General features: G+C 50.2%; 14 protein-coding genes. 8 read left to right on the forward strand and 6 right to left on the reverse strand.

Annotated features, from left to right (window positions below; all coding sequences use genetic code 11):
- Positions 1 to 585: a 5-formyltetrahydrofolate cyclo-ligase gene (locus L63ED372_RS01890; protein ID WP_062402518.1), complete on the forward strand. Its 585-nt coding sequence runs from the start codon at positions 1 to 3 to the stop codon at positions 583 to 585.
- Between the two features lie 12 nt (positions 586 to 597).
- Positions 598 to 1,239: a TetR/AcrR family transcriptional regulator gene (locus L63ED372_RS01895; RefSeq protein ID WP_062402521.1), complete on the forward strand. Its 642-nt coding sequence runs from the start codon at positions 598 to 600 to the stop codon at positions 1,237 to 1,239.
- 25 nt (positions 1,240 to 1,264) lie between these two features.
- Here L63ED372_RS01895 and rapZ read toward each other — a convergent pair whose 3' ends face one another.
- Genes rapZ through L63ED372_RS01910 form a run of 3 tightly spaced genes read right to left on the reverse strand, consistent with a single transcriptional unit; the run spans position 1,265 to position 4,719 of the window.
- Positions 1,265 to 2,122, reverse strand: a complete 858-nt coding sequence (rapZ, locus tag L63ED372_RS01900; protein WP_197275304.1) for an RNase adapter RapZ — start codon at positions 2,120 to 2,122, stop codon at positions 1,265 to 1,267.
- Positions 2,123 to 2,124: 2 nt separating this feature from the next.
- Positions 2,125 to 3,822, reverse strand: coding sequence for a DNA repair protein RecN (gene recN / locus L63ED372_RS01905; RefSeq protein ID WP_062402527.1), 1,698 nt, complete (start codon positions 3,820 to 3,822; stop codon positions 2,125 to 2,127).
- Positions 3,823 to 3,825: 3 nt separating this feature from the next.
- Entirely contained in the window at positions 3,826 to 4,719 is an 894-nt protein-coding gene (locus tag L63ED372_RS01910; protein ID WP_062402530.1) for an NAD kinase, read from the reverse strand.
- 28 nt (positions 4,720 to 4,747) lie between these two features.
- Here L63ED372_RS01910 and hrcA point away from each other — a divergent pair, with 28 nt between their 5' ends.
- The 5 genes from hrcA (at position 4,748) to L63ED372_RS16115 (ending at position 9,333) form a co-directional block, all read left to right on the forward strand.
- Positions 4,748 to 5,752 carry a heat-inducible transcriptional repressor HrcA gene (hrcA, locus tag L63ED372_RS01915; protein ID WP_062402534.1) on the forward strand — a complete coding sequence of 335 codons (1,005 nt, stop codon included), beginning with the start codon at positions 4,748 to 4,750 and terminating at the stop codon, positions 5,750 to 5,752.
- Positions 5,753 to 6,314: 562 nt separating this feature from the next.
- Positions 6,315 to 6,929, forward strand: coding sequence for a hypothetical protein (locus L63ED372_RS01920; RefSeq protein ID WP_055359959.1), 615 nt, complete (start codon positions 6,315 to 6,317; stop codon positions 6,927 to 6,929).
- 67 nt (positions 6,930 to 6,996) lie between these two features.
- Positions 6,997 to 8,397: a tyrosine-type recombinase/integrase gene (locus L63ED372_RS01925; protein WP_062402540.1), complete on the forward strand. Its 1,401-nt coding sequence runs from the start codon at positions 6,997 to 6,999 to the stop codon at positions 8,395 to 8,397.
- A 202-nt stretch (positions 8,398 to 8,599) separates the two neighbouring features.
- Positions 8,600 to 8,881 (forward strand): hypothetical protein, encoded by a 282-nt coding sequence (locus tag L63ED372_RS01930; protein ID WP_062402545.1) that lies wholly within the window; start codon positions 8,600 to 8,602, stop codon positions 8,879 to 8,881.
- 86 nt (positions 8,882 to 8,967) lie between these two features.
- The gene (locus L63ED372_RS16115) at positions 8,968 to 9,333 is read left to right on the forward strand and encodes a DUF6876 family protein (protein WP_082431559.1); all 366 of its coding nucleotides are present in this window, start codon (positions 8,968 to 8,970) and stop codon (positions 9,331 to 9,333) included.
- A gap of 37 nt (positions 9,334 to 9,370) precedes the next feature.
- On the opposite strand, the gene L63ED372_RS01935 is transcribed toward L63ED372_RS16115, so the two are convergent.
- Together L63ED372_RS01935 and L63ED372_RS01940 are read right to left on the reverse strand one after the other, a co-directional pair.
- Complete coding sequence (locus L63ED372_RS01935; RefSeq protein WP_062402548.1) at positions 9,371 to 10,825, reverse strand: hypothetical protein; 1,455 nt, start codon at positions 10,823 to 10,825, stop codon at positions 9,371 to 9,373.
- Between the two features lie 263 nt (positions 10,826 to 11,088).
- Positions 11,089 to 11,529 carry a DUF6641 family protein gene (locus tag L63ED372_RS01940; protein ID WP_062402551.1) on the reverse strand — a complete coding sequence of 147 codons (441 nt, stop codon included), beginning with the start codon at positions 11,527 to 11,529 and terminating at the stop codon, positions 11,089 to 11,091.
- A 535-nt stretch (positions 11,530 to 12,064) separates the two neighbouring features.
- On the opposite strand from L63ED372_RS01940, the gene L63ED372_RS01945 reads away from it, so the two are divergent.
- Positions 12,065 to 12,640: a tyrosine-type recombinase/integrase gene (locus tag L63ED372_RS01945; protein WP_062402555.1), complete on the forward strand. Its 576-nt coding sequence runs from the start codon at positions 12,065 to 12,067 to the stop codon at positions 12,638 to 12,640.
- A gap of 3 nt (positions 12,641 to 12,643) precedes the next feature.
- Here the strand turns inward: L63ED372_RS01945 and L63ED372_RS16315 are convergent, their stop codons facing one another.
- A complete protein-coding gene (locus L63ED372_RS16315) occupies positions 12,644 to 13,342 on the reverse strand; it encodes a hypothetical protein (protein WP_156343532.1) in 699 nt (232 codons plus the stop codon).
- Positions 13,343 to 13,439 lie beyond the last annotated feature (97 nt).

Here is a 13,439-nt window from a genome sequence, read left to right on the forward strand (position 1 = left end):
ATGGACAAAGCCGAAGCAAAACGCGCCTTGAGAAAAGCCTTGGTGGAAGAAAGGTTGAACCTGCCGGACCGCCTGGCGCGGGCCGAAGCCTTGCAGCGCGTGATGCGCATTTGGTTGTTTGACCGCCCGGACACGGTCATTGGTGCGTATTGGCCCATCAAGGGCGAGTTTGACCCGCTGCCCGCCTTGCACCGCTGGAAAGAAGACGGCGAGCTGCACGGCGAGCCCCAACGTCGCCAAATTGGCCTGCCGGTGGTCAACAAACAGCACAAAACCCTGACCTTCCACACCTGGTACCCCGGCTGCCCGATGGAAGAGGACGCCTACGGCATTCCCAAGCCCAAGGACACCGAGGTCATCGTGCCCACCTTGCTGTTTGTGCCCTGTGTGGGTTACGGCATTGGCGGCTACCGACTGGGTTACGGCGGCGGCTTTTACGACCGCACCCTGGCCACTTTGCAGCCCAAACCTTTCACCGTGGGCCTGGGCTACACCCACGGTTTTCTGGACGATCTGGAGCCCGAAGACCACGATGAGCCCCTGGACGCGATCCTGAACGACAACGGGGTGGTGTGGCCGGTTTGAGGCCCGAACGACATGGCAAGACCCAAATCCGCAACCCACGACATCAAGCGCGACGCGATCCTCGACATCGCTGCGCAATGCTTTGCCCAGCGCAGTTACCCGGCAGCTAGCATGAACGAGATCGCCTCGGCCTGCGGCACTTCCAAGGCGCGGCTGTACCACTACTACGACAGCAAAGAGGCGATTTTGTTTGACCTGCTCGACCGCCACACCCAGCGCCTGCTGGCGGTGATCGCTCAAACCGAGGCCAACGCCCAGCGCAAGGACCTGAATGACCGGGCCACCTTGCACGAACTGGTGCGGGCGTTTTTGCAGGAATACGAAACCTCCGCCACACGGCATGCGGCGCTGCTCAATGACACGCAGTTTCTGAGCGATGTGCCCGATCTGGCCCTGGGCGCTGGACCTGTGTCGCCGCGTGAACTCATCCTGAACCGCCAGCGCGACATCGTTGCCGCCATGACGCGTTTCATGAAACGCGCCTACCCCGAGCGGCTGACCCCCACCAACCAGACGGCGCTGACCATGATGCTGCTGGGCATGATCAACTGGACCTTCACTTGGTTGCGCCCGGACGGGCCGATCAGCTATGCGGCCTTTGCCGGTGAAGTGATTGGCATGCTGGAAAAGGGCCTGGGTCAAAGCGCGGTGTGAACGCGCGGTTTTAACGCGCTGCAGCTCAAAGCGCGTCCAGCTCCCGGTGGCGTTTGAGGGTGAGCCAACGTTCGCTGAAGTTTTGGGCCAGCAGCTCGACCATGAAGACCGAGCGGTGCTGGCCTCCGGTGCAGCCAATGGCCACCGTCACGTAGCTGCGGTGGTCACGTTCGATGGCGGGAATCCACTGCTTCAAAAAACCTTCGATCTGCTGCTGCATCTGCACGAATTCTTCGGATTGACGCAGGTAGGCTTGCACCGGTTCGTCGCGCCCGGTCAGAGGCCGCAACGTGCTTTCGTAATGCGGGTTGGGCAGCATGCGCACATCAAATACATAGTCAGCGTCGGTCGGGATGCCGCGCTTGAAGCCAAAGGATTCAAAGACCAGCGTCAGTTGGGCCGATGGGGTGCTGACCAGGGTCTTGATGTAGGTTTGCAGCTGGGCCGAACGCAGCAAACTGGTGTCGATGACGTGTGCCCGCTCACGCAAATCGCACAGCAGATCCCGCTCCAGCTGGATGGTTTCCAGCAGCGCCTTGTCGCTTTGTGGTTTGCTGCCGCCTGATAAAGGGTGCTTGCGCCGTGTTTCTGAATAGCGGCGCTGCAAGGTGTCCAAATTGGCGTCCAAAAACACCGATTTCACCGACATGCCCATGTCGCGCAGCAGGTTCATTTGCTCGGGCATCAGGTGCAATGAATTGGCGCTGCGCACATCGATCGCAATGGCCAGGCGTTGCTCTTTGTGCTGTTCTTCGAGTTTGACGAAGGGGATGAGCAGCTCGGGCGGCAAATTATCCACGCAGTAATAGCCTGCGTCCTCGAGCGCGTGCAGCGCCACCGATTTGCCGGAGCCGGACATGCCGGTGATGAGGATGATGTCCATGCTCAGCTTTGTGCGGCTTTGCGGCCAGCGGGGTGGGTGTGCGGCTTGGGTGTTGGGGCACCCAGCATTTCGCGGGCGTGGGCCAAGGTGGTGGCGGACAACTTTTCGCCGCCCAGCATGCGGGCGATTTCACTCACACGTTCTTCGCCGCTCACGCCGCGCACCTGGCTGCTGACCTGGCTCTGGGCTGCGGCTTTGCTCACCAGCAGGTGCTGATCGGCGCAGGCCGCCACCTGGGGCAGGTGGGTCACAGCCAGCACCTGGCGGTGTTGGCCCAGTTGTTTCATCAGGCGGCCCACGGTCTCGGCCACAGCGCCGCCGACTCCCGAGTCCACCTCGTCAAAGATCAAGGTCCCGGCTTCGCCCAATTCGCTGGTGGTGACCGCAATGGCCAGCGCGATGCGCGAGAGCTCACCGCCAGAGGCGACTTTGCCCACGGGCCGGGGTGTGCTGCCAGCGTGTCCAGCCACCAGAAAGCTGACTTCTTCGAGGCCGTGTTGTGCGGGCGCATCCAGCGTTTGCAGCTGCACTTCAAAACGGCCACCTTGCATGCCCAACTGCTGCATGGCGCTGCTGACCGCTTGGGCCAGCGGCTTGGCCGCTTGCTGCCGCTGGCGCGAGACGGCTTTGGCCGCTTGTGTGCAGGCGTTTTGAGCCGCCTGTGCGGCTTTTCGCAGCGCGTCCAAATCGGCGGCGGCATCGAGTTGGGCCAATTCTTGACGCCAAGTCTGCAGCGTGAAGGGCAGATCGTCGGGCATCTTTTTGTAGCGCCGGGCCAGCGACAACCACAGGCCCATGCGCTCGTCCAGTTGCGCCAGCTGGGCCGGGTCCAGATCGGTTTTGCGCAAATAAGCGTGCAGGCTGTGGGCCACATCCTCGGCCTGGGCCTGGGCAGAGACCAGCACATCGGCCAGGGCGTTGAACTCGGGCTCAAACCGCCCCAGCGACTGCAAGGTCTGGATGGCGCGGGACAGCTGGCGCAAAGCCCCGCCGTCCTCGTCTCCTTCGAGCAGCAGCGTGCCTTGGTTGGCCCCGTCAATCAGAGCCTGGGCGTTGGCCAGCCGACTGTGCTGGGTGCTGAGCTCTTGCCATTCGTCCGCTTGCGGATTGAGTTTTTCCAGCTCGCCAATTTGCCAGGCCAGGCGTTCGCGTTCGTTGGCCAAGGTGCTTTGCGCTTGCTGCGCATCGGCCAGGCTTTGTTGGGCTTGCCGCCAGCTTTGCCAAGCGGATTTGAGGGGGCGTGTGTCGATGCCCGCGTAAGCGTCGAGCAGGCCGCGCACTGCATCAGGCCGGGTCAGGCTCTGCCAGGCGTGCTGGCCGTGGATGTCGAGGAGTTGTTCGCCCAGCTCGCGCAGTTGTGTGGCGGTGGCGGGGCTGCCGTTGATCCAAGCGCGGCTTTTGCCCGTGGTGTCTACCGTGCGGCGCAGCAGCAAGTCGGTGCTGGCCTCAAAACCGGCGTCATCCAGCCAAGCCGCAATGGCGGGTGTGGGCTCGAACTCGGCGCACACCTCGCAACGGCTGGCGCCTTCGCGCACCACACCCGATTCGGCGCGGGCCCCCAAAGCCAGCTGCAAAGCGTCGATCAAAATGGACTTGCCCGCCCCGGTTTCGCCCGTCAACACACTGAAGCCCTTGCTCAGGTCCAACTCCAGTTCGTGCACGATCACAAAGTCGCGCAGGGTGATGTGCGTCAATGCCATGGCTCAATCGCCCCCATTCCAATGCATTTTTTTGCGCAAGGTGTCGAAATAATTCCAGCCCGAAGGGTGTAAAAACCGCACCGTGTGCTCGGAGCGATTGACCACGATCCGGTCACCCAAAATCAGGTCTGCCAGCGACTGCATGTCAAAGTTGGCGCTGACATAACGGCCAGCCACGATCTCGATGCTGATCTCGGACGACTCGGGCAACACGATGGGCCGGTTGGACAAGGTGTGCGGCGCAATGGGGGCCATCACCCAGCCGCCGATGCCCGGGTGCATCAAGGGGCCGCCCACCGACAGGGAATAGGCGGTGGAGCCCGTGGGCGTGGCGATGATCAGGCCATCGGCGCGTTGGTTGGACACAAAGTGGCCATCCACCTCGACCCGCAACTCCACCATGCCCGAGGTGCCACCCCGGTTGACCACCACGTCGTTCATGGCCAAGGCGCTGAAAACACAGCGCTGGTCGCGCATGACCTGTGCTTGCAGCAAGCTGCGGTCTTCGGCCTGGTAGTGGCCCTGCAGCATGGGTTGCAGCACGTCCTGGTAACTTTGAAGGGGGATGTCGGTGATAAAACCCAGCCGCCCTTGGTTGATGCCCATCAATGGCAAGCCATGGCGGGCCATCTGGCGGCCAATGCCGAGCATGGTCCCATCGCCCCCGATCACCAGACCCAAATCGCATTGCTTGCCGATGTCGGTCATCTCCAGGGCCGGGTACCGGTTCAGGCCAGTGTGTGAGGCGGTTTCCTGGTCCAGCACCACGTCGCAGCCTTGCCGCGTCAAGAACTGGGCCACGTCGTCCAAAGCGCGGCGCGAACTCTCCAACGCCCCGCCGTGCGCGGTGGTGTGGTACTTGCCAAAGAGTGCAACGTGACGGAACTTGGATCTCATTCTCAAATTACATCATTAAAATGACCGCATGCTAGACGATCGTGCCAAGTTATTGCTCAAAGCCCTGGTGGAACGCTATATTGCGGACGGTCAGCCTGTGGGCTCGCGCACGCTCTCCAAGGCTTCGGGTCTGGATTTGTCACCCGCCACCATCCGCAATGTGATGTCCGACCTGGAAGAGCTGGGCCTGATCGCCAGCCCCCACACCTCGGCCGGACGCATCCCCACCAGCCGGGGCTACCGCCTGTTTGTGGACACCATGCTCACGGTGCAGCGCGACGGCCTGGACACCCCGGCGCTCACGCCCGACCAGCCGCAAAAAGTGATCGCCAGCGCCGCCAACCTGCTGTCGAACCTGTCGCATTTTGTGGGCGTGGTGATGACGCCGCGCCGAGCCTCGGTGTTTCGGCACATCGAATTTTTGCGCCTGTCCGAGCGGCGCTTGTTGGTCATCATCGTTTCGCCCGAAGGCGATGTGCAAAACCGCATCCTGTTCACCGAGACCGATTACACACAAAGCCAGCTGATCGAGACCTCGAATTTCCTCAACACCCACTACGCGGGCATGGCCATCGAGCAGGTGCGAAGCCGGGTGCAGCAAGAGCTGGTCAGCCTGCAAAGCGAAATCGCCACGCTCATGCAAGCGGCTGTGCAGGTGAGCACCGAAGCCCTGGCCGAAGACCAGAACGAGGTGGTGATTGCGGGCGAGCGCAACCTGCTGTCGGTGAGTGACTTTTCCAGTGACATGGGTCATCTGCGACGGGCATTTGACCTGTTTGAGCAAAAAACCCAACTCATGCGCTTGCTGGATGTGTCCAGCCAGGCCGAAGGCGTGCGAATTTACATCGGCGGCGAAAGCCAGATCGTGCCCATGCAGGAACTCTCGGTGGTCAGCTCCCCCTACGAGGTAGACGGCCAGGTGGTCGGCACCTTGGGCGTGATCGGCCCGACCCGCATGCCCTATGACCGCATGATCCAGATCGTCAACATCACATCGAGGCTGGTCAGCAACGCGCTGAGCCAGTCCAAATAAGCCCCTGCTGCCCACTACAATCACGACTTCGGTGGGGGCGTTAGCTCAGTTGGTTAGAGCAGAGGACTCATAATCTATTAAAATAGTTCTCGTATTCGTAAAATACCTATATAAATCAAAAACTTACGTGTATTTTTCTTGTCAAAAATACACTACACACCGTCTACACACTTTTTGAGTTAGGTGAAGCAAGTTTTTTTAGGTAAAAACGTACAATAGATGTAATGGGGCGTTAGCTCAGTTGGTTAGAGCAGAGGACTCATATTTCTCAAATGTGCCTTACACGTGGAAACTGTGTAAGGGATGGTGTCAAATTCGATGAAACCTAAGTGTGGCAACACATACGGCAATGTCGAGCGAAGCTTAGTGCGAAAGCACTTTGAACGTGTAGAGACTTGACGGCACCCACCTAAGTACAGCGATGTATATGGTGAAGGCAAAGTCCAGCGAGTGATGAAAGTCACACAAAGCGGAATCCTTTGGTCGTTGGTTCAAGTCCAACACGCCCTACCAACGTGAAAGAGGACTGTGTAAAAGCAGTCCTTTTTTTTTGGAGACTTATGTGTCGTTTATAGTCAAAGCACCCATTAAATTTGACCCGCCACTTTGGGCTGAATATGAGGAAAGACACAAGGTAGCGGCATTGACTCCGCTCTTTAACAAAGCGGCAGACGTCAATAGATTCCAAGCTCGTTACAGATTAGCAAGGGCGTTTAGAGGGCTACTGCTTGAAGGATACTCAGACACGACAAAAGCAGGCTACGACGCATTGACCAAAGTGTCCTTATATTGGAGTGCGTTTGAGCAGATGATGTACGCCCTTCACATACCTGACCCTCGTTATTTTTTAGGAACCTACAAATTTGTGCTCAATCTCAAAAAGATTGAGGACATAGACAGTGAAAGAAGGTTCTTTGGGTTTGTCAAAGACAAAATTGACAGAAAAGACTTGAAGAGTAAATTGAAAACGTACATAGATAGCGGTAGCGGAAATGTTTTTTTATTGGCTAAGTGCGTAAGACACATATACCTGCACGGACATTTGACTGCGAATGTGAGAGGGCTGTCGCCGCAAGACATCGCTTCAATTTGTGATTTTTTATGTGAAGCGTTGTTGAAGGTAATGGATGCTGAATTTGAGGCGAGAGTATTGGATTTGAAAAAGGTATACGAGTAAATTTTTTCAAATTACACTACACACTTACTTGGTTGCTCTTTTTTCAAGTTGAAATTAAAGTGCGTTTATGTCCGCAAAGAAAGAGACAACACACATCATCACAGAAGGCGAACTCGTCTTATACAGACGGGAGCGTAGTTCAATCTGGCAATGTCGCTACAAGGTTGGTGGTGTGTGGCAACGAGCGTCAACAAAAGAACGGAAATTGAAGGACGCAAAAGAGGTAGCAAAAGAGTTGCGAATTACGGCTGAGATTCGTAAGCGTGACAACCTGCCAGTCATCACTCGCAAGTTTAGAGACGTTGCAAAACTTGCTGTACAGCGTATGGAGCAGAAGTTAGCCAACGGTGATGGCAAGGTTTCGTACAAAGATTACATACGCATCATCAATGAGTACCTGATCCCAATTTTGGGCAACAGACTAATCACAAACATTGACAGTACGGCATTGGACTATTTAGATGCTGAACGCATACGAATGATGGGACGAACGCCAAGTAATAGCACGATGCTGAGTCAAAACGCCGCACTGAACTTGGTGTTTGATGAGGCTGTTCTGCGTAACTTTTTAACTGACCTCAATCGTCCAAAACTTGAGGCGAAAGGTAAGAAGAGCACACGCCATCCAGCCTTCACATTGAAAGAGATACAGGCTGTCATCAACAACTTTGAAGCTTGGATTGAACGGGCACGAAACGCACACAGCAAAGAGATGCGACAAATAATGCGTGACTATTCTGTAATGTTGATTGATACAGGAGCGCGACCTGGGAAAGAGTTGATGAACCTGAAATGGAAACAGATCAAGTTCACTATGAATCCAAAACAAACGCACACAGGTGAGTTCGTCGTTGGAGATGATGGTGAAAAAGAAGAGATTGTTCTAACTGATCTGAACAGGGGCGTTGAGTTAATAGTTACGGGTAAGACTGGTACACGTGAAATTGTTGGAAGACAGCCAACAGTCAAAGTGCTGGAGCGAATTGCTCGTCGTGTTTATGGCGTCAAAAATAACATCATTGATCCGTTCAAAGATGTTGTGACACCAAACAATGATGACCTCGTATTGCGTACAAAAGAAAAGAAGCAAGACGTCAGTTCTGCGTTTCAACATATGTTTGAGCGTTACTTGGATGAGCACAACTTGCTGTACGACCCAAAGACTGAGCAAAACCGTGTTTTCTACAGTTTCCGTCACACATACGCAACGCTGGCACTCACGCACGATAAAGTGCCAATTCACACGCTTGCCAAACAGATGGGTACAAGTGTGCTGATGATTGAGCGTCACTACAGTCATCTGAAAGTAATTGAAGCAACAGAGCAATTGCGTGGACAAGAAACACGACGAAGAATTGCTTCAACTTCAACCGTTGAGGAAATCTATCAATCAGCACAAGCAAAGAAAAAAGCAGAGTCGCTGGCAAGAAAAACAGCAGTGAAGAAATCTACAAAGAAGGGCAAGTAGTGAGTAATTCAAATACAAAACCATTTCCAAAATTCTCAGACTATCCACAAACTGAAGCAGGGTGGAATCACTACAATGAAGTTTGGGTGTCTCGTCGTCGTATGACACCTAATATCGCAGAGATTCCAAAAGAAGCACTTGAGGAACATTGGGCATCAATGTCACTTGGACGTGAAAAAGGTTGGAAGGAGCAGGAATAGTGATGGACAAATACGCTGACCTACAAAAAGAGTTGGTGAGGGCATTAACTGAAAGACTGCTGGATATTGAGTACGATTTAGCAAAGAGAAATTGTTTCTTGTTTGATGTAGAGATAGACCATCACATCTTTGATCTTTTGAGTGATCATCTTTGGCACAAAACAGCCTTCGCAGAAACCATTTCTGAGTTGATGAAATCAGTAGCAGATAGTGATGTTTTTGATAGACGAGTCAGAGAGTGTGCTTACGATGATTTATACAAAGCGTTAGGTGGCATTGCTTAAGCAATACACCGCCAGAATGACGGGGCTCAGGTTGTCCATTTGATGCAAAGAACTAATACTGTGTTCACACTTAAAGGAACACAGATATGGTTGAAGAAAATGAATTGCTCGCAACTCTGAAACAGTTCACAGGATCTGAGCAGTTTGCACGATTAACACGAACTGTAGTGCTCACAGAAGGGGCGCGATATCTTGCTGAAACTGTAGAGTGTTTTTGGTTGTTTGACTTGTACGCATCGCACCTAAGTGGTGTTGATTGCAACAAAGATTGGTTCACCTGTCTAAAACTCACAAGAACAAATCGTTCAGCATCAGTATCAATTGAGGATGGAAACGATAGGGTGTTGGCAAAGCAAAATATTGAGTACACAGATTTCCCACTTCCTGCCATCACACTCTACGGGTGTTGGGCTGGTGAGTTTTGGGTGCTAATGTTGACGAGTGAGTATTGATAAGGTCTAACTCGAATTGCCGCTAAGCTCTTTTTGCCTAGTAGCCAGTTTCGCCTAACTTAAAGTAGCCCACGCCAGTTCGCTGCTGCACCTTGAGTTCAATCTTGGCTAGTAACTTTGCTGGAATTTGATTACGCACTACAACTGCGTCATGAACATTTGCCAACACTGTGTTGCCTGACTTTTTAACTTCTGCTCTAACCATGTCCATCATGATTGTTTCAGCGTGTTGGTAAAGCCAAACAATCTTCTGCGCAGAACTGAACTGCTTGACTTTCTTTCTCTGCTGCTCTGCTTTCATCTCTGCTTGCCATTGAGCATCACCAGAAAAATTGGCAACTATGAATTTGTTTAGCGTTTGCTGCTCTGCGTTGAACTTATGCACCAAGTCACACTTAACAAATCTTTTAAGTACTGCTGTGTCCCTATCAAAGACTTCAAATAGCGAGCTTTGACTTTCTTCGCCTGTATCACTACGCCAAGTACCCATGCTCAACTTTGCACCAAATCCAAGTGCTGTCATCGCTTCTTTGATTGTGGCTTTGTATTCTGGCGTGGGCTGCGAGTTATAGACTTCTAGAATCACAGCATCAAAAAATGCGTCTTTGTCTTCCAAGTACAGCGTCATCGCAGTAAATGACTGTCGCACATCCAGTTTGCGAGATTTCTTCTGTGCATGCCATTGAACTGCAAATGACATCTTCCAAGCAGTTGAGCAACTCTTGCAGTCGTATTCCCACGATGTGCCAAGAAAAGCCATTCGCAGTTCTTTTCTCGTGCTGAGTACGCTGACACCTTCGTAGTAGGTTCTGCCAAATGCTTTCTTGTCTATCTTTTGATGCAGCAAGCCATTTGTCACTTGTGCAATTCGCAGCACATATTCAGCATGGACTATGCTGTTTTCTTGTTGGTATTTGTTAAGCACAGTTGCACCCTGCACTATAGAAGTCATGTATCGCTTGAGTGCAGGAATGTCCACTGGTGAAGTGAAGAACTGTGACCTCCTATCTTTAACTGACAACGAGTTGTAATGACTTTGATAGTCATCAATCAAATCCTGCCAATCCTGCGTCAATGTATCCAGATAAGCATCTAGTTCAGGTGCAGTCACTGACTGTAGATATTTCAGTAAGTTGTCATTTTTCACAATCAAATTGGCCGTGGGTTTAAGTACTGCTATTTCTTTGGTGATGTTATTGGCTGACTTATTGATGTTTTCTACAAGCGCATGTCCATGCTTGCCAAGCCACTCATGAACTCTCCACTGCTTGTTATTAACAGTGGGGCTACCATTTATCAACTTTGTGAGTGGAATGTCGTAGGCATCAAATCTACGAGCAAACACGCTGCGATTTAACAGGCTGAGACGCAGCTGACGCTCAAGCAATGCAAGGTACTTGTCCAATTGCTGCTTGGCTCTATTTGGGGGCGTAGGAAATGCTGTTTCCAGTGCTGATAAAACACTAGGCACGTACTCAATTGTCAGCATCATCGTCGCATCCCTTGCAAGCCACTGTTTATGCGGGCTGCAGGACTGCTAAAAACCGCACGAACTAATGATATATGTAATTACACGAAACACAAATACAAAAAATTGACACGCTAGTTTGACAAGTGCAGCGAAGCGAAACGCAGCTCAAACTAGCAGTGGCAGATGTGCGAAGCGCATCTTTCATGATCTCAAAGTTGACCAAGCAAGTCATGAAAAAGCCCCATGAGTAGTTCACTTACACATGGGGCTTGAGCAATTGATTGTTACTTGGAAAACCCAGCTTTCAGATGTTCGCTTGCTTGGCTAATTGCTTCGTCAAGTTCGCCTGCAATGACAGCATCTTTTAAGGAAGCCAGTGTCGCAAGCAACTCATCCCCTGTGTTCAATTCGATAGCGTTCTTGCCTTTGGCGAGCTCAAGTGTCTTGCTTCCGTAACGTACTGACAAATGAATTTTTCCAGTGCTGTTCGTCCAATACCATTCCTTGATGCGTTTGGTAGCTTCAATGGTTTTTCGCTCTCCAGTAGCTGCATCAATGACATTTTTCAGCCGTTTTGGAGCATAAATCTGCCCATCTCGCTGTGCAGTAGCAAACAGCAATTGCTCGTCAATTTTTCCTGCAAGTTTGTTTCTGCGAGCTACGACTGGACTAACGTTACGCTCTTTCTTGCTTGCAACCAACTTGAGTTTGGAAAAGACTGTCATACATCACCTTTTGGCAGTTAAAAAATGTAATTTATTCCCTTTGAATTCAAAATGCGACCTGAATTTATTCATTTATTAGATTAAATCGCATTGCGGCAGTTATTAAATGCACGTAGCTAAACCATTCCTTGCAATAAACGAAACTTTACTAAAGTAGTAGATGCAAAGATTGAAGCTGTAAAAATAAAAAACATGCACTTGCAACACAGCTATAAACAAGTGCTGCAAGAACAGACACGTTAAAACAAGCTACAAGCACGTCGAAAAAATGTTTGAAGCATAGAGCGGCTGGATTTATAAAAATAGCTTGTAGAGCTTGCTAGTGGCAAAAGAAGTAAGTCGCAAAAATCCCACATCAAATTTTATATAAACCAAAGCTTTTTGCTAAAAGCTTTGGTATTAATCCAAAGGCAAGTTAAGTCATTGAATTCATTCAAGAAATTTAATTTAAACGTACGTTCAAAAACAGGTAGGAATTAATAAACAAAGAATTTATGCTTTAGACATTGAAAAGCTTACATTTAGGAGAGCACTCATGTCCAAGCAAGCAAAAACACTCACAGCACAAGAAATCCGTAGAGTGCTGGACTACGTAGCAACACGCAAGCACAGCGAGCGTAATCGTGCGATGCTGTTGACGATGTACTACGCAGGACTTCGCGTCAAAGAGTGTGCCGCGTTGCGTTATGAAGATGTCTTAGACGCAGAGGGCAAGATTAGGGCTGAAATTCGCCTGACGCCAGAGCAGACAAAGGGTAGCAAAGCAGGGACTGTTTTTGTCAGCGATAAACTACGCAAAGAATTGCAGGCTTACGTGAAATCAGTGCCACCAAACGCACTCACAGACAAACTGTTCTATTCACAGAAGCGTCCGCAAGATGGATGGAACAGCAATACGCTTTGTCAGTTTTTCCATCACTTGTTTAAGAGCGTTGGCATTGAGGGCGCTTCCAGTCATAGCCCAAGGCGCACGCTAATTACAAATTTAGCGGATAAAGGAGTGAGCGTGCGGATACTGCAAAGCATCGCACGCCACGCCAATATCAGTACAACTCAAGCATACATTGACGTCAATGACGCAATAAAACGCAAGGCTATTGAACTTGCTTAGTTTTTAAAAATTGTATGAATATACTTTGTCAAGTGAAAGCAGTAAAAATAACTGAACTTCTTTTAGAGATTTTTCTAAGTCAATTAATTGCGATTCAGTTAATTCAGTATATTTTGCATCTAAGGACATTCCAATGTAATATATTTGACTGATATCATTAGGATTGTTAAACACTTCATAGTCACCTCCAGTTGTATTATCAATTTCAAATGTTACAAATCGAGATATTTCATATCTATTCAAAATTTCTGCAATTTGACCATTTAATTCCACGCCCACTTCAAAGTTGCCTCCATGCTGATTTTGTGATACTGAAGAAATCTGAACGGAAAACTTATTCGAAATCAGCTCATCTAATTTTTCACAACTAGATAGATCTCCGTCGCCATCGAAACTAAACGAACCATTTTCGATTACTTGTTCTGCTAAAGCATGAATTATAAAAAAACCAATAATATTTTTAATATTTTTAATTCTTTTATCTAATTTTTTAAATTCAATTTCTGCCAGTTCAAAATCAGCAAATACTTGCAATCTGTGTTCTTCAATATTATTTGATTGAAGCAATCTGCCAAGTTCTACACCAATGTTAAAAAGATTTTCGTCATAACGGCCATTTTTCTTGCAGTGATTCGCCGCTTTCTTTTGAATATCTGCAAGAAGATGTTTGTAGTTGGAGATTGAGTGATTTGTATTTTCCATTTCATTTCCTTTAAAAGGTAGTTAAGTTAATTTGTGAACCTTCTTTTTTTGTTCACAGATGTAAGTATCGTCTTGTTTGCTTAAAAATTAGGCGCTT

The sequence above is a fragment of the Limnohabitans sp. 63ED37-2 genome (assembly GCF_001412535.1).
GTDB lineage: Bacteria > Pseudomonadota > Gammaproteobacteria > Burkholderiales > Burkholderiaceae_C > Limnohabitans_A.